Genomic DNA, 21,845 nt, shown 5'->3' on the forward strand with positions numbered 1-21,845 from the left:
GTCTTGCCATGATCGACGTGACCGATCGTGCCAATGTTCACATGCGGCTTGGTGCGCTCGAATTTACCTTTTGCCATAGTCTCTTTCCTTGGACGGCCTTGACCTTCAGTTCAGTCGAATGCGGGGCGATTAGCGACAACGGCTGAAAAACACAAGTACCTTGTGGCTGAGCGGATTCTTGCTCGACCCGAACCAATGGTCGATTTCGGTGGGATATGGCGCGGATATAGGGCTGCCGCGTGTAAAATCAAAGGCTCCGGGCTGGCCCATTGCCGCCACGACGCCGCTCTGATCTTGTTCGCCGATGCAGTTCATTCCATCCAATATCCGCGGCCCGCTGTTCATGATCGTCTCGACGGGGTCCTACCTCGTCAACGACACGATGATGAAGCTCGCCACCGTCGGATTGCCGCCCTATGAAGTTCTCCTGTTGCGGGGTGCTGCCGCCACGCTGTGGGGCGTGCCGCTGCTTCTGATGCTGGGCTATGCCAGGCAGATCCCGCTGCTCTTCGAGCGCAAGGTGCTGCGCCGCAACTTGTTCGAGCTGCTGGCGATCCTGTGTTACGTCGTCGCTTTAGCCAACATGCAGATCGCGGATTCCACCGCGCTCGGGCAAGTCACGCCGCTCATCGTGCTGGTCGGCTCCTCGATGCTGTTCGGCGAAAAGATCGGCGCCACGCGCATGGCGCTGATCGGCCTTGGCTTTGTCGGGGCGCTCATGGTGGCGCAGCCGACCATGCAGGGCATTTCGGTTTATGCGCTGCTGGCGCTCGGCAACGCCGCCTTCGCGGCGGTGCGCGACCTTGCCGGGCGCAAGGTGGGCGCCGAGGTACCGGGCATGATCGTCGCCATCTCCGCGGTCGTCGTGGTGCTGGCCGGCTCAGGCGCGGCGCATCTCGTCTCCGAGCAATGGGTAATGCCCGAAGGACATCATCTGCTCCTGATCGCCGGCGCCGGCCTGTTCCTGATCTTCGGCCATTTCTTCATCTTCATGGCCTACCGGGTCGGGCCGACAAGCGCGGTCGCGCCCTTTTATTACTGCTTCACCGTCTGGGCGGTCATTTCGGGCCTGCTGGTGTTCGGACAATTTCCTAACGCGCTCGCGGTCTGCGGCATCCTGCTGGTGCTAGCCAGCGGTCTCGCCATCGTCTCGCTCGACGAAAGAAAACGGCGGCTGGCCATGGTCGCCTGACGGCGCGAATCCAGCCTGGGTCGACCCGACCGGGTCGATCTCCAGCAGCCTACTGGCTGTTCCCTGGCCTTCTACAGCGTGCGCTTGCCCGAAAACTGGTGATAGGCCCAGAGCACGACGACCGAGCCGATGACGGCCACGATCAGGCTCCAGATGTTGAGACCGGTGACACCCGCCGAGCCGAAGGCGCTGAAGATCAGCCCGCCGACGATGGCGCCGACAATGCCGAGCACGATATCCATGATCATGCCCTGGCCTGTCTTGTTGACGATCTTGCTGCCGATGAACCCGGCGATAAGGCCGAGAATGATCCAACTAATAATGCCCATAATTCCCTCCAAAATTCCCCCGCCGCGCCATCATGGTCACATGATTGTCAAAAGCTCAAGTCAGCTTGAAATTCCGCCTGTTTGCGCCATTCTGGGGCCGGGCGGACTTGGCTGGACAAGGAGATCCATTATGGGCCTTTTCGACAATGCCGTTCCGGGCGGCAACATCACCAAACCCCTGATGATCGCGCTCGGCGCGCTTTTGGTCGGCAAGATGCTGAGCGGCAGAAGCGAAGAGGCGGCCGCGCCGCAAGCGCCGGCGCCGACGCCTGCGGGAACGGACGTGTCCGCCGATGGCGGCCTGCTCGGCGGTCTCGGCGGCCTGCTCGACAAGCTCAAGAACGCTGGCCACGGCAATGTCGCCGACTCCTGGGTCGGCACCGGCCAGAACCAACCGATCAACCCGGGTGATCTCGGCTCGGCGCTCGGGCCCTCGGTGATCCGCGAGATCGCGCAGCGCACCGGGATGAACGAGCAGGAATTGCTGCAGCAGCTCTCCACGGCGCTACCCGGCATCGTCGACAAGCTGACGCCAAACGGTCAGATCCCGCAGCACCATCAGGTCGCTTCCGCTTTCAACAGCTAGGGAGCGGCCTGCTAGCACGCCGCGTGCCACGGCGCGCGGCGTTTCATTTGAGGTTTCGCGGGAAGAAATCTGGAGCGGGTAGCGGGAATCGAACCCGCATATTCAGCTTGGAAGGCTGCTGCTCTACCACTGAGCTATACCCGCGCCTTGCACTGAGGTACCGGATTCATCCGAAAAGCGCCATGCACTTTCGGGTCCGAGACTTTTCGTTTCAGGGCTTCCGGGCCGGCAGTGGTGGAGAGGGTTGGATTCGAACCAACGTAGGCTAAGCCAACGGATTTACAGTCCGTCCCCTTTAACCACTCGGGCACCTCTCCAGTCTGCCGCCGGAGCCATGCAACGAGGCATTTCCGCCGATCCGGAGCCCGAGTAAGATCTTCTCCGAAATCAGCGAAGCGCCTTATGGCGGCAAGGCCGGTGGGTGTCAACCGGCGCGGCCAGGGTTTTTCGAGGATGTTCGGCATTCATTTGGCCAGCCCATATCCTTAGCCGGACGGGACGGCTATAGAGGCCGCCATGAGCGACGATAAAAGCAACAAGTCCGGCTCGCGCAAGGACACCCACTACGCCAAGCTGAGGCGCGCGCATCGCGACCAGAAGGCAGGCGGCGCGCTGGTATTCCGGCCGCGCCAGCCGGTGCCGCCGGGCGAAGTGCCCGGCGACGGGCTGGTGCGGCTTTACGGCCTGCATACGGTGCGGGCCGCGCTCGACAATCCGCGGCGCAAGATCAGGACGATGCTGGTGACGCGCAACGCCGCCGAGCGGCTTTCGATCGGCGATCTTGCCGCCCTGCCCTTCAAGGCCGAGCTTGTCGAGCCGAAGGACATCGACAGGATCACCGGGTCTGATGCGGTGCATCAAGGCGTGCTGATCGAGGCCGAGCCGCTTAAGCCGAAGCGTCTCGACGCGCTTGGCGACACCAGGCTGGTGCTGGTGCTCGACCAGGTGACGGACCCGCACAATGTCGGCGCCATACTGCGCTCCGCGGTTGCCTTCGGCGCCGGCGCGCTGATCACGACCGCCCGCCACAGCCCGCAGGAATCCGGCGTGCTGGCGAAATCCGCTTCCGGCGCGCTCGAGCATATCGACCAGATCGAGGTGAAGAACCTCGCCGATGCGCTGGGACAGCTGCACGAGGCCGGTTTCCAGACCATCGGGCTCGATTCCGAAGGGCCGGCCGAGCTCGAAAAGACCTTCGACGGCGACAAAATCGCGCTGGTGCTGGGCGCGGAAGGCAAGGGCCTGCGCCAGAAAACCCGCGAGACGGTGACGGCACTGGCCCGCCTCGACATGCCCGGCGCCATCCACTCGCTCAACGTCTCGAACGCGGCGGCGGTGAGTCTTTATGCGGCGAGGAAGTTCCTAGCGAGTAGTGAGTAGTGAGTAGTGAGTAGTGAGTAGTGAGTAGTGAGTAGGCTTGGACACGAATTCCCTACTGACTACTCACTAATTCCTACTCACTAATTCCTACTCACTCCTACCTCATGCCCCGCCATCCGCTCCAGTGCCCTGACCAGCGCGGAGTGATCCTCCTTGGCGCCGCCATTGGCGGCGCAGGAATTGAAGAGCTGCTGCGTGGTCGAGGTGTTGGGCAGCGAGACGCCGAGCGCCTTGGCGCCTTCCAGCGCCAGGTTGAGGTCCTTCTGGTGCAGCTCGATGCGGAAACCGGGCGCGAAGGTGCGCTTGATCATGCGCTCGCCATGCACTTCGAGGATGCGCGAGGCGGCGAGCCCGCCCATCAGCGCCTGCCTGACCTTGGCCGGATCGGCGCCGGCCTTCGAGGCGAAGACCAGCGCTTCGCCGACGGCTTCGATGGTGAGCGCCACGACGATCTGGTTGGCGACCTTGGTGGTCTGGCCGACCCCGTTCGGGCCGACCAGCGTGATGTTCTTGCCGATCTTCTCGAACACCGGCCTGGCGCGTTCGAACGACTTCTCCTCACCGCCGACCATGATGGTGAGCGAGGCCGCCTTGGCGCCAACCTCGCCGCCCGACACCGGCGCGTCGAGATAGTCGCAGCCGAGATCGTTGATCTTCTTGGCGAATTCCTTGGTGGCGATCGGCGAGATCGAGCTCATGTCGATGACGAGCTTGCCCTCGGTCAAGCCGGAGGCGACGCCGTTCTCGCCGAAGAGAACGTCGGCGACCTGGGGCGTGTCGGGCACCATGGTGATGATGATGTCGGCAACCCCGGCAACAGCGTCGTGGCCGGAAACGGTCTTCAGCCCTTTGGCAATCAGGTCAGCAGACGGCTTGGAGCGATGGTCGCTGGCGACGACCGTGTAGCCGGCATCGAGAAGATGGCCCGCCATCGGCGCGCCCATGATGCCGAGGCCGATGAAGCCGATGGTGTCCATGTTGTTCTCCGTCGTAATGTCGAGGTCGCGTTCCTTCGCGCCCCCCTCTGGCCTGCCGGCCATCTCCCCCACAGGTGGGGAGATTGGCAGCTTCGCCGCAGGCTCTTAAGCCGCCGCGCTCCCCTGCCCGGCGAATTCCTTGAACCAGCCGAGCCCGGCCTCGGTGCCTGCCTTCGGCTTGTATTCGGCACCGATCCAGCCGGAATAGCCGAGGCGGTCGATGTGGTCGTAGAGGAAGGGATAATTGATCTCGCCCGTCCCCGGCTCGTGACGGCCGGGATTGTCCGCAAGCTGGATATGCGCGATGCGGCCGAGGTTGGCCTCGATTGTACGGGCGAGATCCCCCTCCATGATCTGCATGTGGTAGATGTCGTATTGCAGGAAGATATTCTTCGAGCCGACGCGGTCGATCAGCGCCAGCGCCTGGTTGGAATAGTTCAGGAAGAAGCCGGGGATATCACGGGTGTTGATCGGCTCGATCAAGAGCCTGATGCCGGCCTGCTCCAGCTTCTCGGCCGCGAAGGCGAGGTTTTCGGCAAAGACGTTCTCCAGCACCGTGCGGTCGGCGCCCTGCGGCGCGATGCCTGCAAGGCAGTTGATCTGTTCGCAGCCCAGCGCATGGGCGTAGGTGATCGCCTTGGCGACCCCCTGGCGGAATTCCGGCACGCGGTCCGGCAGCACGGCAATCCCGCGTTCGCCCTTCGCCCAGTCGCCGGCCGGCAGATTGAACAGAACCTGTGTCAGGCCGTTCTTCTTCAGTCGCGCCGCCACGACATCCGGGGCATGCTCATACGGGCCGATATATTCGACGCCCTTGAAGCCCGCGCGGGCAGCGGCATCGAAACGGTCAAGGAACTCGTGCTCGCCGAAGAGCATCGAAAGATTGGCTGAAAAACGCGGCATTCCTTTTTCTCCTTCTCTCCGCCAAGCCTCAATCGAGCATCATGATGGCCGTCGGCGCATCCTCGTTGCGTTCGGCAAGCTCCTCGAATTCGGTGATCTTGTCGATTTCCGTGCCCATGGAAATGTTGGTGACGCGCTCGAGGATGAATTCGAGGACGACCGGAACCTGATGCTCCTTCATCAGCCGCTGCGCCTCCTTGAACGCGCCGGCGAATTCCTCAGGCTTCTTGACGCGGACCGCTTTGCAGCCCATCGCCTCCGCCACAGCGACGTGATCGACGCCGTAGCCCGCCTCCGGATCGCCTGCACGGTTGACGTTCTCGAAGGCGAGGCTCACCTCATAATCCATCGAGAAGCCGCGCTGCGCCTGGCGTATGAGGCCGAGATAGGCGTTGTTCACGACGACGTGGATGTAAGGCAGCTTGTGCTGGGCACCGACGGCCAGTTCCTCGATCATGAACTGGAAATCATAGTCGCCGGAAAGCGCGACGATGTCGCGGTCCGGATCGGCGGCGCGCACGCCGAGTGCTGCCGGCAGCGTCCAGCCGAGCGGGCCGGCCTGGCCGCAATTGATCCAGTTGCGCGGCTTATAGACATGCAGGAACTGCGCGCCGGCGATCTGCGACAGGCCGATCGTGGTGACATAGGTGGTGTCGCGGGCAAACGCCTTGTTCATCTCCTCATAGACGCGCTGCGGCTTCAGCGGCACCTGCTCGAAATGCGTCTTGCGCTTCATGGTCTTCTTGCGCTGCTGGCACTCCTTCGCCCAGCCCGACCAGTCGCGCAGCTTGCCGGCCGTGCGCCATTCGGTGGCGACGTCGAGCAGGATCTTCAGCGCGGCGCCCGCATCCGAGACGAGGCCTAGATCCGGCGCGAAGACACGGCCGATCTGCGTCGGCTCGATGTCGACGTGGATGAATTTTTTCCCCTTGGTGTAGACGTCGACCGAGCCGGTGTGGCGGTTGGCCCAGCGGTTGCCGATGCCGAAGACGAAGTCCGCCTCAAGCATCGTCGCATTGCCGTAGCGGTGTGAGGTCTGCAGGCCGCACATGCCGGCCATCAGCCGGTGGTCGTCGGGGATCGCGCCCCAGCCCATCAGCGTCGGGATGACCGGCACGCCGGTGACTTCCGCGAACTCGATCAAAAGATCGGAAGCGTCGGCGTTGATGATGCCGCCGCCGGCGACGATCAGCGGCTTTTCAGCCTCGTTGAGCATCGCCAGGGCCTTCTCGGCCTGGGCACGCGTTATCGCCGGCTTGAAGGCAGCGAGCGGCTCATAGGCGTCGATGTCGAATTCGATCTCGGCAAGCTGCACGTCGACCGGCAGGTCGACCAGAACCGGCCCGGGCCGCGAGGAGCGCATCAGATGGAAGGCCTTCTGCAGCGTCATCGGCACCAGATAGGGTTCCATGACGGTGACGGCCCATTTGGCGACCGGTGCTGCGATCGAGGCGATGTCGACGGCCTGGAAATCCTCCTTGTTGAGGCGCGCGCGGGGAGCTTGACCAGTTATACATAAGATCGGAATCGAATCCGCCGAGGCCGAATAGAGGCCAGTTATCATGTCGGTGCCGGCCGGACCTGAGGTGCCGATGCAAAGGCCGATATTGCCGGCCTTGGCTCGCGTATAACCTTCGGCCATGTGCGAGGCGCCTTCGACATGGCGCGCCAGCACATGGCGGATGGTGCCGCGCGCCTTCAGCGCCGAATAGAGCGGGTTGATCGCCGCGCCCGGCACGCCGAAGGCATTGGTAATGCCTTCCTTTTCGAGAACGAGAACCGCAGCGTCGACAGCGCGCATCCTGGCCATGGCAAGCCTCCATTTCGTTGGTTGGCTTGAGAATGCCAGTGTGCGTTCGATTTTTCAATTTTTTCAAAATATTTTTTCATTTCTAGAAAATCGCTGTTATCGGCTGATTTCGCCTCACTTTTCCTTTTCCAAAAAATCACTCAAGGCCATTACTGAAAAACTTTTTCATTGCATCCGATGTCAAATCGGCGAGAATGACCGGTATGGAAACGACGGAAAAACGCCAGCGCGGCCGGCCGCGCGCCTTCAACGGCCCATCCGAAGCGGCCTCGGTGCAGTCGCTCGACCGGGCGCTGCGGATCCTGGCCATCGTCGCCGAGGCCAGCGGGCTGTCGCTCAGCGAGATCGCGGCGCAAAGCGGCATTGCCGCCTCGACAGCCTATCGCATGCTGACGACGCTGGAGAACCACGGCATGGTCGAGTTCGATACGACCGACCAGCTCTGGTCGGTCGGCGTCGAGACCTACCGCATGGGGGCGGCCTTCCTGCGCCGCCGCAAGCTGGTCGACCGCGCCCGCATCGTCATGCAGGAACTGATGGAAAAGACTGGCGAGACCGCCAATCTCGGCGTCGCTGAGGATGACTGCGTCGTCTTCGTCAGCCAGGTCGAGACGCATCAGGCGATCCGCGCCTTCTTCCGGCCGGGCACGCGCAGCCCGTTCCATGCTTCCGGCATCGGCAAGGCGGTGCTGGCGCATCTCGAGCCCGAACGGGTCGCCGCCATCCTGCGCAAGGCGGGCCTGCAGCGCTACACCGACAAGACGCTTTCCGACATCTCGGCGCTTGCCCATGATCTGGCCGTTATCAAGCATCGCGGCTGGTCGGTCGACGACGAGGAGCGCCACCCCGGCATGCGCTGCGTGGCCGCCGCCATTTTCAACGAGTTCGGCGAGCCGCTCGGCGGCGTTTCGGTGTCCGGACCGACGGTGCGGGTCACGCCTGAGCGGCTGGCCGAGATCGGTCCGCTGGTGCGCGACGCCGCGGTCGAGGTGACGAAGATGATCGGCGGCGTGAAAGCCTACTAGAGCATTTCACCGTTTCATGGAAACGGAGAACCGCTCAAGCTCTTGTTTTTACGCAATTCCGAATGGAAAACCGCACACACTTTTCCTGGAATTGCTCTAGGACGCGCCTGGCAATGCGCTCTTTGCCGATATGTCGAAGAAATCGAGCAGGATCGCCAGGGCGACGCCACAGGCCGCGAAAATGAGGCCGGCGAGGAATATCCGACTGGCGCGGTCATGAATGCTTCGCTGCAGGGATTTGATGTCGAGCAGAATGGCCAGCGCCCGGATCTGCAGCGCAATGCCGACCAGGATCGGCAGGACGGCAATCAGATGGTAGCTCTGCCATGGGATGGGGTTGGCCGCCCAATGGGTGATGAAGCCTAGCGAGAACGCCAGCAGGATGCCGACGATGGTGATGGTGCCGTTGCGGAAAACCGGTTCGACCCGTTCTTCTTTGGGATCCTGATTGTCCAAGCGACCCTCCCCTCGATTGCCGTCAAAGCCAGACTAAACGCTTGCAAAATCGCTGTACATCGTTGGTTGCTCAGCAAGGCAGGCCGGCCATACCAGGACGGACGCCGGACTTGACCGGTCTTGCCGCGGCGTCGGAATGCATGCCAAAGGGCACGGATGCGGAAAACCCTTTACCTCCTATCCGCCGCTTCCCTTTGCGGATGCGTGGCGGCGACAGCGCCGCCGCCCTCGCCCAGCGGCAATCAACGCGTCGATCCTATTCCGATTTCGCTGGCCCTGGAGGAGATAATCACCGCCGGCGTCCGCCAGCATTTGAAGAACCCCATCGCTGCCAGATTCGGAACGATGCTCGCCGGAGAACGCACGTTGAACGGCCGACACGAAGTGGTGGCGTGCGGCTATGTCGACGACAAGGGCTCTCCCGGCGGCAACGAGCCATTCATCGGCAAGATCTATCCTGATGCCGGAAACAGCTTTGAACTGGTTGCGATAAATGACGTTTCGGTCATCGGCGCCTGCAAGGCGGCGGGATTGGCAATGCCGGAGCTGAAGCCCAATTCCTGAATTGCTGGAGGCCGAAACGTCGTCCGCTTCAAATCAAGCCAATCAGGCGGATGCTCAACGCAAGAAAAGGGGCTGCGGGCAGCCCCTCTTTCCAGCCGTTTGTTCAGCTCTCCTCTAGAGCCTGCAATAGCGCGGGCCGTCGTAGCTCATATAGGTGTCGGTGCGCTCGTCGTAGCTGGCGTAGCGGGCGTAGCAGCGGCGGACGTGGATCGAGTCGTAGCCGTCGTCCTCGACATAGACGGTACGAGGCTGCTGCTGGGCGAGCAGGCTGCCGAGAACGAAACCGCCGACGCCGGCGGCGATGCCGATGCCGAGCTCGCGGCGGTGATGATGGTCGTGGGCGGCCGAAGGCTGGACGGTGCCGACGAGCGAGCCGGCGGCGACGGTGGCGGCGATGAGGCCGGAAACGATGGTGCGCTTGAACATGACGATCTCCTGTTTCGTTGGAGAGGCGAACCATCCGCCTCTTGATCGTCTGTCGCTGCGGCCGGGAAAAAGGTTCGAAGTATTTTTGCGATTTTTTTCGCCGGGACTGAGCGAACAGGGAGTAGCGAATAGCGAGTGGGGAGAGCGGGGATATGCTGAATGCAAATCCCTATTCGCTATTCACTATTCGCTACTCGCTCTCTTTCACCCCATCCCCGTGACATGCCTCAGCCAGAAGGCCAGCACGATGAAGCCGATGAAGGTGGCGACGCCGGTCCAGTCGATGTTGGCCTTCTTCAGATCGCTGATGACCTTCACCAGCAGAAGCCAGGTCACGACGATGAGCGGCAGGATGATGACGAATCTGATCATGCGGCACCCGTTCGATGCGATTGCACCCGAGAACGATGTAGGAAGCGGCGCAGCGTTTTTCAGCATGCCGGCCAAGCCGCGCGGTCCATTGGGAACCCAAAACGGAGTTTTGTCTTTACTGGCGCACCAAATGTGCTACCGGAGCGCCGTGCCCTTGTAGCTCAGCTGGTAGAGCAGCGGTTTTGTAAACCGAAGGTCGCGGGTTCGATCCCTGCCGGGGGCACCATCCTGTAGCGGAGACGCCCGCAATGCCCTTCGAACAAACGCTGTTCGCGAGCGCACGCGGCTGAGCACGCCGGTTATGATCGCTAGTGGCGTGACGCAGACGCGGGGAAGCATGTCGCGAACCCTGATCATCGTTGGTCTCTGTTTGGTTGCCGTAGGTCTGCTATGGCCTTGGGTGGGCCGGATCGGCCTTGCCCGGCTACCAGGCGATATCGTGATCGAGCGCGAGCATTTCAGGCTCTACGTTCCCATCACCACGGGAATACTGATCAGCGTCGTGGTCTCGGCGATCCTGTGGCTGATCAACCGTTAGGGTCGCTTCGGCGGCAGCGATTTCGCTTCACACCCCAATCGCCACCACCAGCACCCTGTTTTGCCTTCGTATCGCAGCGCGCAGCTCTGGTATCTTCGCCTCGTCGCGCTTCACGAACTCGATGAACATCATGTTCATGTTGTTGAAGATCAGTTCGCCCACCGCCGGCCCGTCTATGTCCGAGCGCACAAGCCCGATCTCCTGCAGGCGGATTATTAGCGCGCTGATCTGCCTGGTCAGTTCCCGGTCGAGGGCGGTGTAGGCCTGGCCGAAGGGGCTGTCAGGCAGTTGCGTCGAGATCGCCATCGCCTGGCGCCACATCTCTTTGCTCAGATAGTTCAGCGAGTGCTCGATATAGATGCCGATCAGCGTGTCCAGCGCGTCGCCGACATTGGCGGGCGGGCTGGCGACAACCCCTCGCCCGGCATTCAGCACCTCGTTGACCTCCATGGAGACGATGGCGCCGAGGATGTCGCCCTTGTTCTCGTAGTAATTGTAGATCGTGCCGATCGAGACCTCGGCCTGCGCTGCGATCGCCTCGATCTTGGCGCCTTCGTAGCCGGCCTCGCGGAACAATTCCGTCGCCGCATCGATGATGCGCCTGTGCCGGTCCGCCTTCTGCCGTTCGCGCAATCCGCTCATATCGGCCTCTCTGCCACAAAATCATAATTGACTCAATTTTAGAATTGGTTCAACTTTTCTTCCAACAAGCCAGCAAGGCAGGGAGAACACTCAATGACCATCACCGCCCGGACTCCGCATTTCACCCTGAAGTCTTATCTCGCAGCGGCCTGCGCGGCTGCGGCGCTGCTCCTCGCGGCCGGAGGCGCCCAGGCGGCCGATCTCAACGCGCTGATCTGGTGCGATCATTCCGACCCGGCGCTGCTGCAGCCCTTCGAGGAAGCCAACAACGTCAAGGTCAACGTCAAGGAATTCGAAGGCACCGGCGCGGGGCTGGCCATCGTCGACCAGTCGCAACCGGGCGACTGGGACGTGATGGTGATCGATAGCATCGACGTGCCGCGCGGCGTCGAGAAAGGCCTGTTCGAGCCGCTGCCCGAGGACAAGCTGCCCTTCGCCGACCTCTTCCCGGAAGTGAAGATGGATAAGTCGACCGTCGTTAACGGCAAGCGCTACGGCATCACCGAAAAGTTCGGCTACAACACGATCGGCTTCAACAAGACCAAGGTCGATCCGGCCGACATGCAGTCGCTGGCCTCGCTCACCAGCGACAAATACAAGGGCAAGATCGCGATCTACGACTATTATCTGCCGGTGATTGGCATGGCCGCTCTGGCCATCGGCAAGAAGACCGCCGACCTCACCGAGGCCGACCTTCCTGCCCTCAAGGCCGAACTGCTCAAGATGAAGGCCAACGCCAAGCTGGTCGGCGAGGTCACCGCCAGCCAGACCGCTCTAGCCACCGGCGAAGTCGACATATTGGTCGGCGGCGGCGAATGGGTGACGGCCGGCCTTGCCAAGGAAAACCCGGCGCTCGATTTCTCGATCCCGAAGGAAGGTGCTGTGCTCTGGTCACAGTCGCTCGCCATGTTCAAGGATTCCAAGAACAAGGACATGGCGCTGAAATTCATCCAATACATCCTGAGCCCCGAGGGCCAGGCGCGGCTTGCCACCTCTTCCTGCTACTGGGGCATGCCGTCGAACAAGAAGGCGGCGCTCACCGATGATCAGAAGAAGATCCTGCGCTTCGACGAGCAGCCCGGCTTCCTCGCCCGCGCCCAGGCCTATCCGGCGCCGAACGCCGATCTCGACAAGAAGATGCAGGATATGTGGACCGAGATGCTGCAGGCACAGTAAACCGGCCGATGACATCAGCGGGAAACAGGTCGCGTGCCCTGCCCTGGGCGCTGGTCACGCCGGCGCTGGCATGGACATGTGCTTTCTTCGTGCTGCCCTTCATCGCCATGGGGTTTTTCAGCCTGACGGCGCATGAAGGCGGCGGCTTCACTCTGGCCAACTACAGCCAGTTCTTCACCGACGCGTCCTACTGGCGGGCGATGATGAACTCGCTGGAGGTAACGGCGATCGTCACCGTCATCTCGATCCTGCTTGCCTATCCCTTTGCCTGGATTCTTGCCGAGATGGTGCCGGAACGCTGGCAGCGGCTGGCGCTGATGCTGGCCGTGCTGCCGTTCTGGACCTCCTATGTCGTGCGCTCCTATTCCTGGCTGCTGGTGCTGGCGCAGAACGGCGTCATCAACCGGGCGCTGACCGGCATAGGGCTGATCGCCGAGCCGCTGCAGCTTGCCAACACGCGTTTCGCCACCGTCACCGGCTTCGTGCATTTTTTCGTCATGCTGTTGACGCTGACGATCTTCGCCAATCTGAAACAGCTCAGCCCAAGCTACCGCAAGGCTGCCGCCGACCTCGGCGCGGGGCCGGTGCGCACCTTCCTGCATGTCGTGCTGCCGCTCACCTTGCCCGGCATCATGGTCGGCGCCTTCCTCACCTTCGTGCTTTGCATCGGCGACTACATCACGCCGCAGATCCTCGGCGGCAACAACGAGCTGGTCATGCCGCAGCTCGTGATGATGCAGATCGGCCGCCGCGGCGATTTTCCGCTGGCTTCGGCGCTGTCGATCATCCTGATGGCTGTGGTGACCATCGCCTATCTCGCCTGCGCCCGCTGGCTGAAGATCGAGCGCGCCTGACCATGCGCGCCGCCGTTCGCCTTGTCGCCTGGGCCTACGCCATCGCCGTCTACGGCTTCATCTTCCTGCCGGTGGTCGTGCTGGTGCTGTTCTCGCTGCAGGCCACGTCCTTCCCGATCCCGCCCTTCACCGGCCCGTCGCTGCGCTGGTACCAGGCGGTGCTGTCGGATGCGCGGCTCACCTCGGCGCTCCTCAATTCGCTGCTGGTGGCGGTGCTCTCCTCGCTCGCTTCGGTCACGCTCGGCTTTCTTTCCGCCTGGGGGTTCGCGCGCTTCGTGCTGCCAGGTTCGGCCATCCTGCGCGGCCTGATCACGCTGCCGCTCACTGTGAGCTATCTCATCATCGGCATGGGCATGCTGGTGCTGTTCAACTGGGCCGGTGTGCCGAAATCGCTGCTCGCGGCCGGCATCGGCCATGTCGTGATCAACCTGCCGCTCTGCTTTGCCATCATCTACAGCCAGATGGGCGACCACCAGATCAACATCGAGCGCGCCGCACGCGACCTCGGCGCCGCCGAGTGGAAGGTGCTGCTCATGATCACCGTGCCGGTCATGGCGCCGGCGATCTTCGCCGGCTTCTTCCTGTCGATGACCTTCTCCTGGGATGAGTTCGTCATCTCCTTCCTGCTCACCCGCTTCGAGACGACGCTGCCCGTGGAGATCTGGAACCTGCTGCGTTCCGGCCTCAACCCCAAGACCAATGCCGTCGGCTCGCTGGTCTTCGCCGTCTCCATCGTCCTGGTGGTGCTTTTCGAGTTGACGCTGTTGCGGAGAAAGCCGGCATGAGCGCGCCCCTCGTCGACATTCGCAACGTCTCGCATCGCTTCGGCCAGCTACTGGTGCTGAAGAATGTCTCGCTGGCGATCGAGCCGGGCAGCTACACGATCCTGCTCGGGCCGTCCGGCTCCGGCAAGACGACGCTGCTTTCGATCCTCGGCGGCTTCGTCACGCCCAGCGAGGGCAAAGTGTTCATCCGCGGCGCGGATTGCACCGTCGTGCCGCCCGCCAGGCGGCCGACGACAACCGTCTTCCAGGATTACGCGCTGTTTCCGCATATGAGCGTCGGCGGCAATGTCAGCTTCGGGCTGCGCATGCAAGGCGTCGACGGCGCGACCAGAGCGACCAAGGCGCGCGAGGCGCTCGCTCTCGTCGGGCTGGCGGCCGCCTTCGACAAGAAGCCGCATCAGCTCTCCGGCGGCCAGCGCCAGCGCGTGGCGCTCGCCCGCGCGCTGGTCATCGAACCGGCGGTGCTTTTGCTCGACGAGCCGCTCGGTGCGCTCGATCTCAAATTGCGCCGGCAGATGCAGGACGAGTTGAAGGCGATCCAGAAGCGCGTCGGCACCGCCTTCATCCATGTCACGCACGACCAGGAAGAAGCGATGGCGCTGGCCGACCATTGCGTGGTGATGAATGACGGCCGCATCGAGGACGAAGGTCCGCCCGAGCGCGTCTATGCGCGGCCCGCGACGCGCTTTTCCGCCACTTTCATGGGCGAGAGCACGATTCTTGCCTGCACCGTGACTGAGGCGAGGAACGGGATCGTCACGGCCTCGACGGCGTTGGGGTCGATTTCACTGCCAGGTGCATCGCCTGCCGGCGCCAAGGTCACGCTCGCCATCAGGCCCGAGCATATCGCCCTCGGCGAAGCGAAGAGCGATGTCGCGCTCGGCACGGCCAAGGTCGGCGATGTCGTCTTCCAGGGCAGCTTCAAGCGTGTGCTGGCCATCTCGACGCAGGATACCGCGCTACAATTCATCGCCAAGGTGCCCGCTTCCGCCACCGTCCGGGCAGGCGACACGATCCCGGTTTCGTGCAACGTTCAAGACATCATCCTGCTGGCGGACTGATCCATGGGCACGCTCCCGGTCATCGAGGCTCCGGACTGGTACGAAACCATCCGCATGGGCGACGACATCACGCTCATCCATGAGCCGTGGATAAAACCGTTCTTTCGCTGCAACATCTGGCATGTTCGCGGGCGCTACCGCGACCTGTTGTTCGATACCGGCCTCGGCCATTTCAGCCTGAAACACCATGTGCCGCTGGTGAGCGAGCGCAAGCTGACTTGCGTCGCCAGCCACACGCATTTCGACCATATCGGCTGCCATCACGAATTCCCGGACCGCTGCGTGCACTCCGCCGAAGCGGCAATCCTTGCCGATCCACGCAATGAATGGACGGTGGCGGACCGCTACGCCAATGAGGAGATGTTCGACGGCGCGCCGGTGGGCTGGGATACGGCGCGCTACCGCATCCTGCCCGCGCCGGCGGGCCGGCTGCTCGAGCATGGCGATGTGGTCGACCTCGGCGACCGCGCCTTCGAGGTCATCCACACACCTGGACACTCGCCCGGCGGGATCGCGCTTTATGAGAGAAAGACCGGCATCCTGCTGTCCGGCGACATCGTTTATGACGGGCCGCTGATCGACGACGTCTATCACTCCGACATCGACGACTATGTCGAGACGCTGCTTGCGATGCGCGACCTCGACGTCTCGGTCGTGCATGGCGGCCATTTCCCGAGCTTCGGCAAGGTGCGCTACCGGCAACTCATCGATGAGTATGTCGCCGGCAAACGCAAGGCCGGGTGCCACTTGCAGAGCGGCTAAGCGATCAGGGAAGCGAAGCCTACAGCGCCCTTTGCGGGCAAAGTGTTCCCGTGGCGTCGCCGCAGCGGGAAGCTGTCGGCTGCGGCCGCTGGCTCATCTCTTCGGAATGACGCACCAGCTCGGCGAACATCAGCGCGAAACTTCCCATCATCAGGAAGACTATGATCAGACGCGTTACCGGCAATAGACAGGTCTCTCGACTGGCTAGCCCCCGCCAACCCATCCACTGTCGGCTAACATGATCGATCCGGCTTTACGAGTGTTTAAGCTTCGCCTTAACCATAGCAGCCATCACATTCATGTCGCGGCTGTCACGAAGCGCGATTGTCGGGTGTGACCGCCAGCTGGCGCACCCTTCACAGATGTGGGCGCCGCATGCTACGCCGTCGCCGGCGCGGCCCCGCAGACGGTCGCCCTCCGGGAGCCATGAGCAAAGCCGCCAGCCGTTTCGCCTTCGTTTCTTCCGACACCGACGACGCCCGCGCGGCGTTGGAAAGCCTGTCCGCGCGCTATGGACAGGTGCCTGTCGCGGATGCCGAGATCATCATCGCGCTCGGCGGCGACGGCTTTCTTCTGCAGACGCTCCGCGAGACGATGAGCACGGGCAAGAAGGTCTACGGCATGAACCGTGGCACCATCGGCTTCCTGATGAACGAATATCGCGCCGGCGGCCTCGAGGAACGCATCGCCAACGCCGTCTCCGAGACGATCCGGCCACTGGAAATGGTGGCCGTGACGCATGACGGCGAAACGATTTCGGCGCCGGCCATCAACGAGGTGGCGCTGTGGCGCCAATCCTACCAGACGGCGAAGATCCGCATCACCGTCGACGGCCAGGTGCGGCTGGAGGAGCTGAACTGCGACGGCGTGATGATCGCGACGCCCGCCGGTTCCACTGCCTACAATCTGTCGGCGCATGGGCCGATCCTGCCGCTCGATGCGCCGCTTCTGGCGCTGACGCCGGTCAGTCCTTTCCGGCCGCGCCGCTGGCGCGGGGCGCTGCTGTCCAACAAGGCGACCGTGCGCTTCGACATCCTGGAAGCCGAAAAGCGCCCGGTGAATGCCGCGGCCGATCATACCGAGGTCAAGGCAGTGGCCTCCGTCACCGTGCGGGAATCGCCGACGGCGACGGCAACTTTGCTGTTCGATCCGAACCATTCCTGGAACGAGCGTATCCTTGCCGAGCAGTTCCGCTACTGAGCCGGCGCAAGGATATTGTTTCGATCAATGCATATCGCCCAAAAGCGCGCAGCGGTTTTGGGCGATACGGCGTGATCAAGCAAAGACATAAAGCGCGAAGCCTCAAACCGTTTCAGCGCGACGCGCTTTAAGCATCGCGATTAAGGTTACGGCTTCACAATCGCTGTATTTCGGTCCGTTTCTGTTGACAAATCGAGGGCTTGCGCCTAACTGCAACACCGATCTTGCAGGCGCGCGGCGCCTGCCGCGGCTACTGTGTCGCGATTTTCCCAACCAACAAAGACAACAAACACTTGTCCTCAGACACCACGATCGCTCAAGAAGCGTTGACATTCTCAGACCTCGGCTTGTCGCCGAAGGTTCTCTCCGCCGTCACCGATGCCGGCTACACCACGCCGACTCCGATCCAGGCCGGCGCCATCCCGCATGCGCTGCTCGGCAAGGACGTGCTGGGTATCGCCCAGACCGGCACCGGCAAGACCGCTTCCTTCGTGCTGCCGATGCTGACGCGCCTGGAAAAGGGCCGGGCGCGAGCCCGCATGCCGCGCACGCTGATCCTCGAACCGACCCGTGAGCTCGCCGCGCAGGTCGAGGAAAACTTCATCAAATACGGCAAGAACCACAAGCTCAATATCGCGCTGCTGATCGGAGGCGTCTCCTTCGACGAACAGGACAAGAAGCTCGAGCGCGGCGCCGACGTGCTAATCGCGACGCCCGGCCGCCTGCTCGACCACCGCGAGCGCGGCAAGCTTCTGCTCAACGGCGTCGAGATCCTCGTCATCGACGAGGCCGACCGCATGCTCGACATGGGCTTCATTCCCGATATCGAGCGCATCTGCGAGATGATCCCGTTCACGCGCCAAACGCTGTTCTTCTCGGCGACGATGCCGCCGGAGATCACCAAGCTCACCGAGAAGTTCCTGCACGCGCCGGTGCGCGTCGAGGTTTCGAAGGCCGCCTCCACGGCGACCAGCATCACGCAGCGGCTGGTCAAGTCCGGCTCAAAACCCTGGGAAAAGCGCGAGACGCTGCGCAATCTGATAAAGGCCGAAGACGCCGATCTGAAGAACGCCATCATCTTCTGCAACCGCAAGGTTGAGGTGTCGGAGCTGTTCCGCTCGCTGTTGAAGCATGATTTCGATGCCGGCGCGCTGCATGGCGACATGGACCAGCGCGCCCGCATGCAGATGCTCGCCAATTTCCGCGACGGCAAGCTGCGCTACCTCGTTGCCTCGGACGTCGCAGCGCGCGGTCTCGACATTCCCGATGTCAGCCATGTCTTCAATTATGACGTGCCCATCCACGCCGAGGATTACGTCCACCGCATCGGCCGCACCGGCCGCGCCGGACGCGCCGGCAAGTCCTTCACCATCACCACCCGCTCCGACACCAAATATGTCGACGCCATCGAGAGGCTGATCGGCACCAAGATCGAGTGGCATGACGGCGACCTGTCGACCGTGACCGAGAGCGAGGGCGAGGAGCAGCCGCGCCGCGGCCGCGGGGCCCCGCGTCGCGCCGGCCGCAAGGACGAGGACCGCAAGGACCGGGGCGAGCGCAAGAAGGACCGTCCCGCCAAGCGCGACGAGACGCCCGATCCCGCGCGTGAGGAACAGCCTGTCGCCGAAGTGGCCGACATCGCCGAACGCCGCGCCCGCAAGGACGCGATCCGTTCCGAGAACGAGCGCAAGGGTCCTGGCAGCCGTCACGAGCAGCGCGGCGACGCCCGTCCGCAGCGCGACCGTCCCAGCCGCCATCGTCAGGAAGAAGACGACGCAACCGTCGGCTTCGGCGACGACGTGCCGGCCTTCATGCGGATCGTCGCGAAGGTCTGAAGCCGATATCAGCGTAGCCTGAATTGAAAACGGCCCCACATGGGGCCGTTTCGTTTTTGGCTTCGCCTGGAACAATTCAGCCAAAAGCGATGCCTACATCGGACCCGGCATCATCTTGGTCGGCTTCTCAAGCATCGGGAACTCGGCCTTGCTGCATTTCACGTTCGGGTTCGTCGGGCTGAACATGCCGTTCGGATTGTCCCTGAACAGCCATGCATGCAGGTCGTAATGGACGAACTCCCTCGGAATGAGCGGGTAGTGGCCTTCCATCGGCCCCATGAATTTCTGCCCGAACAGCGTCGGCACCTCCTTGGTGTCCGGCGTCAGCGGCACCAGCCATTCCACCCCGACCAGCTTCAAGCCTTTCTTGGTCGGCTCATAGATCAGAACGTTGGGCTTCATCGGGTCAAGCGGCTTGCCGACGCTCGGAACGTTGACGAAATGGATGCCCATCGCGCCCTTCTGATAGTACATAGCGCCGTCTATCTTCTCGCCGCCATAGTGGATGCAGCCGACGGTCGACAAATAGAGGTCACGAACAGCGGCGGTGTAATCTTCATACTTGGCCAGCGATTTCTTCAAGGCTTCGATGTCGGCCTTGTTGGCGTCCTCGGCCCGGGCCGAAGCGAGCCCGAACGATGTGCCGATAAGACATGCCAAAACGACGACGCTGCAGCGCCCCAAGCGAGCTGTTCTTGTCATGCATTCCTCCCAGATTCTCTTGATCTGGCCGTGCAAGACCGGGGCGGTAGATGTTGATTGCGCGGCCGATTGACCGCCCCATCCCCTCTGGAACAGCAGAATGTTAGTCCTTTCCCTGGCTCTGGAAAAGCATTAATTAGAACGAACTAATGTCCTAAGGCCTTCGACCCATCTTTGGACCATTTCAAACAAAAACGGCCCCCTTCGGAGCCGTTTGTCTTGATGGAATTGCGCCTCTGCGCGCCGTTTTCTCAGGTGAGCGGCGACAGCTGGATTTCGACGCGACGGTTCTGCTCGCGGCCGGCGGCGGTTGCATTGGATGCGATCGGGCGGGTCTTGCCGAAGCCGGTGACGGCGAAGCGGCGCTGATCGACGCCCTGGCCGGACAGGTAGTTGGCGACGGCAAGCGCGCGACGCTGCGACAGGTCGAAATTGTGCTCGTCGCCGCCTGTCGAATCGGTGTGGCCGAACACGTCCACAGTGGTCTGGCGGAATTTCTTCAGCACCAGCGCGACCGAATTCAGCACCGGATAGAAGCCCGGCTTCACCGCGTCCTGGTCGACATTGAAGGTGATGTCGGACGGCATGTTGAGGATGATCTGGTCGCCGCTGCGGGTGACGCTGACGCCGGTGCCCTGCAATTGGCGGCGAAGCTCGGCCTCGTTCTGGTCCATCGTCGCGCCGATCGCGCCGCCGGCGAGCGCGCCGATGCCGGCGCCGATCAACGCGTTGCGGCGGTCATTGCCACCGGCCAGCAGGCCAAGGCTGGCACCTGCCAGGGCGCCGAGGCCGGCACCGGCCGCCGTGTTGGAGATCTTCTGGTCGCCGGTATACGGATCGGTGGTGGTGCAGGCGCTCACCAATAGAGCCGTCGCCACGGCGACGAGCACAGTCTTCTTCATGAGATTGGTCCCTCTCCAATTCGCGGCCTTTGCGACCGCGCCAAATCAGCCCTTCCGCAGCCTTGTAGCATGAAATGCGGCGAAAAACGGAACGGGAATGCCGCCGGTAAAGTCCGGCGGTGGCTCCCGTGTCGGCTCTACCACAAATTCTTGCCGTCGATGACCACCACCTCGACCTTGTCCAGATCGAAATCATCGAACAGGCGCGAATTGACGCTGATCTTCGGGTTGTCGAAATCCGGCTCTCCGGTCGACCAATCAGGCGTCTCGGTGAAGGTGCCGCAGCCGCAAATGGCGCAGAAACCATGCTTCACCGTCTTTGAGCCCCAGCGATAGAAGGAGACATTCTCCGGCGGGCTCGTCAGCTTGAATTGCGACGGCACATAGTAGGCCCATAACGAGCCCCGCTTCGAGCAGAACGAGCATGTGCATTGCGTCACCGTCCGCGGCGCCTCGGCAACCTCGAAGGTTGTCGCCTTGCAGTGACAGCTTCCCCTGATGGTCATGGACTCAACCTCTCCGTTGTCCGCCGCGCCCTTAGTTTCATGCAATTCCGGGCGGAAAACCGCTACGCACTTTTCCTGGAATTGCGCACTCTGGATTCACGCAATTCCGGACGGAAATCCGCTGTGCACTTTTCCTGGAATTGCTCGTCCTGAGTGCACGCAATTCCGGACGGAAAACCGCTACGCACTTTTCCTGGAATTGCTTGATGCAAGGCAACATAAAGAAACCGTCCTGACAACCGTCTGTCAGCAAAGTCGGCAGCCTTCTCCTGCCGTGGATCGAGCCCCAGCGCCTCGCCTTCCGCGGCAGGTTCAGAGCCCTAGTAAGAGGGAGGCGGCACGAACAGGCAGATGGTCTTGCCGGCGTCGAGCCCGGCCTGGTGCGCACACCAGTGGTACTCGCCGTCGGGCGAATTCTTGACCCGCTTGTCGGCATAAGCCACCACCTCGCCCGTACCTTTTATGACGTAGCCCTCGGGCCGCTCGCTGATCGATGACTGCGGCACCTCCTTGCAATCGTAGTTGGCACAACAGGCAAAGGGGTATTTCCAGCCTTGCGGCATGGCCGCGGTGGGCTGGGCATCGTGCGCAGCAGCCGGCGGCGCCAGCGCCGCGATCGCTCCAACGGCGAACAGGGAGAACAAAAGTCGGCCAGCCGGTCGAACGGCTTGGGCCGATCTTGATATGGCAGCAGACATCGAAGCGTTCCTTTCGAGCATCAAGCGTTTTCGCTTGCCCGTTCCCGGAACGTGTCTTCCCAGTGGCCGGATCGTCGGTCGCAGATATGCCGCATCCGGCCATAAATGCTTTTTACCCAGCCCGAAGGCTGGGCTGATTCCCTGGCTGGCGCAAGCATCCGCTT

The 21,845-nt window shown here is 62.5% G+C and carries 26 protein-coding genes, 3 tRNA genes and 1 pseudogene; 14 read left to right on the forward strand and 16 right to left on the reverse strand.

The window, feature by feature from the left end:
- Positions 1-77 (reverse strand): annotated as a pseudogene (locus LB529_RS27305) (elongation factor Tu); the annotation flags it as partial.
- Positions 78-304: 227 nt separating this feature from the next.
- On the opposite strand from LB529_RS27305, the gene LB529_RS27310 reads away from it, so the two are divergent.
- Positions 305-1,192 (forward strand): DMT family transporter, encoded by an 888-nt coding sequence (locus LB529_RS27310; RefSeq protein ID WP_140842891.1) that lies wholly within the window; start codon positions 305-307, stop codon positions 1,190-1,192.
- A 71-nt stretch (positions 1,193-1,263) separates the two neighbouring features.
- Here LB529_RS27310 and LB529_RS27315 read toward each other — a convergent pair whose 3' ends face one another.
- Positions 1,264-1,521 carry a GlsB/YeaQ/YmgE family stress response membrane protein gene (locus tag LB529_RS27315; RefSeq protein ID WP_040999817.1) on the reverse strand — a complete coding sequence of 86 codons (258 nt, stop codon included), beginning with the start codon at positions 1,519-1,521 and terminating at the stop codon, positions 1,264-1,266.
- 130 nt (positions 1,522-1,651) lie between these two features.
- On the opposite strand from LB529_RS27315, the gene LB529_RS27320 reads away from it, so the two are divergent.
- A complete protein-coding gene (locus tag LB529_RS27320; protein WP_224712821.1) occupies positions 1,652-2,107 on the forward strand; it encodes a YidB family protein in 456 nt (151 codons plus the stop codon).
- Positions 2,108-2,177: 70 nt separating this feature from the next.
- On the opposite strand, the gene LB529_RS27325 is transcribed toward LB529_RS27320, so the two are convergent.
- Positions 2,178-2,251 (reverse strand) — tRNA-Gly (locus LB529_RS27325).
- A gap of 88 nt (positions 2,252-2,339) precedes the next feature.
- A tRNA-Tyr gene (locus LB529_RS27330) sits at positions 2,340-2,424 on the reverse strand.
- 199 nt (positions 2,425-2,623) lie between these two features.
- Between LB529_RS27330 and LB529_RS27335 the strand changes: the two genes are divergently transcribed.
- On the forward strand, positions 2,624-3,487 hold the full coding sequence (locus LB529_RS27335; RefSeq protein ID WP_224712822.1) for a TrmH family RNA methyltransferase: 864 nt from the start codon (positions 2,624-2,626) through the stop codon (positions 3,485-3,487).
- Between the two features lie 80 nt (positions 3,488-3,567).
- Here the strand turns inward: LB529_RS27335 and LB529_RS27340 are convergent, their stop codons facing one another.
- The 3 genes from LB529_RS27340 to gcl all read right to left on the reverse strand — a co-directional run bounded on the left by LB529_RS27340 (position 3,568) and on the right by gcl (position 7,177).
- Positions 3,568-4,464: a 2-hydroxy-3-oxopropionate reductase gene (locus tag LB529_RS27340; RefSeq protein WP_224712823.1), complete on the reverse strand. Its 897-nt coding sequence runs from the start codon at positions 4,462-4,464 to the stop codon at positions 3,568-3,570.
- A gap of 105 nt (positions 4,465-4,569) precedes the next feature.
- Positions 4,570-5,367 (reverse strand): 2-oxo-tetronate isomerase, encoded by a 798-nt coding sequence (otnI, locus tag LB529_RS27345; protein WP_224712824.1) that lies wholly within the window; start codon positions 5,365-5,367, stop codon positions 4,570-4,572.
- Between the two features lie 28 nt (positions 5,368-5,395).
- Positions 5,396-7,177, reverse strand: a complete 1,782-nt coding sequence (gene gcl, locus LB529_RS27350; protein ID WP_224712825.1) for a glyoxylate carboligase — start codon at positions 7,175-7,177, stop codon at positions 5,396-5,398.
- A 203-nt stretch (positions 7,178-7,380) separates the two neighbouring features.
- On the opposite strand from gcl, the gene bhcR reads away from it, so the two are divergent.
- Complete coding sequence (gene bhcR, locus LB529_RS27355) at positions 7,381-8,202, forward strand: HTH-type transcriptional regulator BhcR (protein ID WP_140698754.1); 822 nt, start codon at positions 7,381-7,383, stop codon at positions 8,200-8,202.
- A 96-nt stretch (positions 8,203-8,298) separates the two neighbouring features.
- On the opposite strand, the gene LB529_RS27360 is transcribed toward bhcR, so the two are convergent.
- Complete coding sequence (locus tag LB529_RS27360; protein WP_224712826.1) at positions 8,299-8,658, reverse strand: hypothetical protein; 360 nt, start codon at positions 8,656-8,658, stop codon at positions 8,299-8,301.
- A gap of 204 nt (positions 8,659-8,862) precedes the next feature.
- Here LB529_RS27360 and LB529_RS27365 point away from each other — a divergent pair, with 204 nt between their 5' ends.
- Positions 8,863-9,222, forward strand: a complete 360-nt coding sequence (locus LB529_RS27365) for a hypothetical protein (RefSeq protein WP_224712827.1) — start codon at positions 8,863-8,865, stop codon at positions 9,220-9,222.
- 114 nt (positions 9,223-9,336) lie between these two features.
- Here LB529_RS27365 and LB529_RS27370 read toward each other — a convergent pair whose 3' ends face one another.
- Complete coding sequence (locus LB529_RS27370) at positions 9,337-9,648, reverse strand: BA14K family protein (RefSeq protein ID WP_224712828.1); 312 nt, start codon at positions 9,646-9,648, stop codon at positions 9,337-9,339.
- Positions 9,649-9,852: 204 nt separating this feature from the next.
- Positions 9,853-10,020 carry a hypothetical protein gene (locus LB529_RS27375; protein WP_140842871.1) on the reverse strand — a complete coding sequence of 56 codons (168 nt, stop codon included), beginning with the start codon at positions 10,018-10,020 and terminating at the stop codon, positions 9,853-9,855.
- Positions 10,021-10,170: 150 nt separating this feature from the next.
- Between LB529_RS27375 and LB529_RS27380 the strand changes: the two genes are divergently transcribed.
- Positions 10,171-10,246, forward strand: a tRNA-Thr gene (locus LB529_RS27380).
- A 111-nt stretch (positions 10,247-10,357) separates the two neighbouring features.
- Complete coding sequence (locus tag LB529_RS27385; RefSeq protein WP_224712829.1) at positions 10,358-10,558, forward strand: DUF2905 domain-containing protein; 201 nt, start codon at positions 10,358-10,360, stop codon at positions 10,556-10,558.
- 27 nt (positions 10,559-10,585) lie between these two features.
- Here the strand turns inward: LB529_RS27385 and LB529_RS27390 are convergent, their stop codons facing one another.
- Positions 10,586-11,200 (reverse strand): TetR/AcrR family transcriptional regulator, encoded by a 615-nt coding sequence (locus LB529_RS27390; protein WP_224712830.1) that lies wholly within the window; start codon positions 11,198-11,200, stop codon positions 10,586-10,588.
- Positions 11,201-11,293: 93 nt separating this feature from the next.
- Between LB529_RS27390 and LB529_RS27395 the strand changes: the two genes are divergently transcribed.
- From LB529_RS27395 to LB529_RS27415, 5 genes are read left to right on the forward strand one after another with little or no spacing between them, the layout of a single operon-like run.
- Positions 11,294-12,376, forward strand: a complete 1,083-nt coding sequence (locus tag LB529_RS27395) for a spermidine/putrescine ABC transporter substrate-binding protein (RefSeq protein ID WP_224712831.1) — start codon at positions 11,294-11,296, stop codon at positions 12,374-12,376.
- A gap of 8 nt (positions 12,377-12,384) precedes the next feature.
- A complete protein-coding gene (locus LB529_RS27400) occupies positions 12,385-13,230 on the forward strand; it encodes an ABC transporter permease (RefSeq protein WP_224712832.1) in 846 nt (281 codons plus the stop codon).
- Between the two features lie 2 nt (positions 13,231-13,232).
- On the forward strand, positions 13,233-14,015 hold the full coding sequence (locus tag LB529_RS27405) for an ABC transporter permease (protein WP_224712833.1): 783 nt from the start codon (positions 13,233-13,235) through the stop codon (positions 14,013-14,015).
- The gene (locus LB529_RS27410) at positions 14,012-15,076 is read left to right on the forward strand and encodes an ABC transporter ATP-binding protein (protein ID WP_224712834.1); all 1,065 of its coding nucleotides are present in this window, start codon (positions 14,012-14,014) and stop codon (positions 15,074-15,076) included. Before LB529_RS27405 ends, LB529_RS27410 begins: the two co-directional genes overlap by 4 nt.
- Before the next feature lie 3 nt (positions 15,077-15,079).
- Positions 15,080-15,838: an MBL fold metallo-hydrolase gene (locus LB529_RS27415; RefSeq protein ID WP_224639033.1), complete on the forward strand. Its 759-nt coding sequence runs from the start codon at positions 15,080-15,082 to the stop codon at positions 15,836-15,838.
- A 19-nt stretch (positions 15,839-15,857) separates the two neighbouring features.
- Here the strand turns inward: LB529_RS27415 and LB529_RS27420 are convergent, their stop codons facing one another.
- Entirely contained in the window at positions 15,858-16,022 is a 165-nt protein-coding gene (locus LB529_RS27420; RefSeq protein WP_224532355.1) for a hypothetical protein, read from the reverse strand.
- A gap of 242 nt (positions 16,023-16,264) precedes the next feature.
- Here LB529_RS27420 and LB529_RS27425 point away from each other — a divergent pair, with 242 nt between their 5' ends.
- Complete coding sequence (locus LB529_RS27425; RefSeq protein WP_140842832.1) at positions 16,265-17,038, forward strand: NAD kinase; 774 nt, start codon at positions 16,265-16,267, stop codon at positions 17,036-17,038.
- Positions 17,039-17,331: 293 nt separating this feature from the next.
- Positions 17,332-18,873, forward strand: a complete 1,542-nt coding sequence (locus LB529_RS27430) for a DEAD/DEAH box helicase (RefSeq protein ID WP_224712835.1) — start codon at positions 17,332-17,334, stop codon at positions 18,871-18,873.
- 93 nt (positions 18,874-18,966) lie between these two features.
- Here LB529_RS27430 and LB529_RS27435 read toward each other — a convergent pair whose 3' ends face one another.
- The 4 genes from LB529_RS27435 to LB529_RS27450 all read right to left on the reverse strand — a co-directional run bounded on the left by LB529_RS27435 (position 18,967) and on the right by LB529_RS27450 (position 21,681).
- Positions 18,967-19,575 carry a hypothetical protein gene (locus LB529_RS27435; RefSeq protein WP_224712836.1) on the reverse strand — a complete coding sequence of 203 codons (609 nt, stop codon included), beginning with the start codon at positions 19,573-19,575 and terminating at the stop codon, positions 18,967-18,969.
- 251 nt (positions 19,576-19,826) lie between these two features.
- Positions 19,827-20,477 (reverse strand): OmpA family protein, encoded by a 651-nt coding sequence (locus LB529_RS27440; protein WP_027170410.1) that lies wholly within the window; start codon positions 20,475-20,477, stop codon positions 19,827-19,829.
- Positions 20,478-20,614: 137 nt separating this feature from the next.
- A complete protein-coding gene (locus tag LB529_RS27445; protein WP_095767598.1) occupies positions 20,615-20,983 on the reverse strand; it encodes a GFA family protein in 369 nt (122 codons plus the stop codon).
- 320 nt (positions 20,984-21,303) lie between these two features.
- Positions 21,304-21,681 carry a hypothetical protein gene (locus LB529_RS27450; protein WP_095767886.1) on the reverse strand — a complete coding sequence of 126 codons (378 nt, stop codon included), beginning with the start codon at positions 21,679-21,681 and terminating at the stop codon, positions 21,304-21,306.
- Positions 21,682-21,845 lie beyond the last annotated feature (164 nt).

This window comes from Mesorhizobium sp. CA5 (genome assembly GCF_020165105.1).
Lineage (GTDB): Bacteria > Pseudomonadota > Alphaproteobacteria > Rhizobiales > Rhizobiaceae > Mesorhizobium.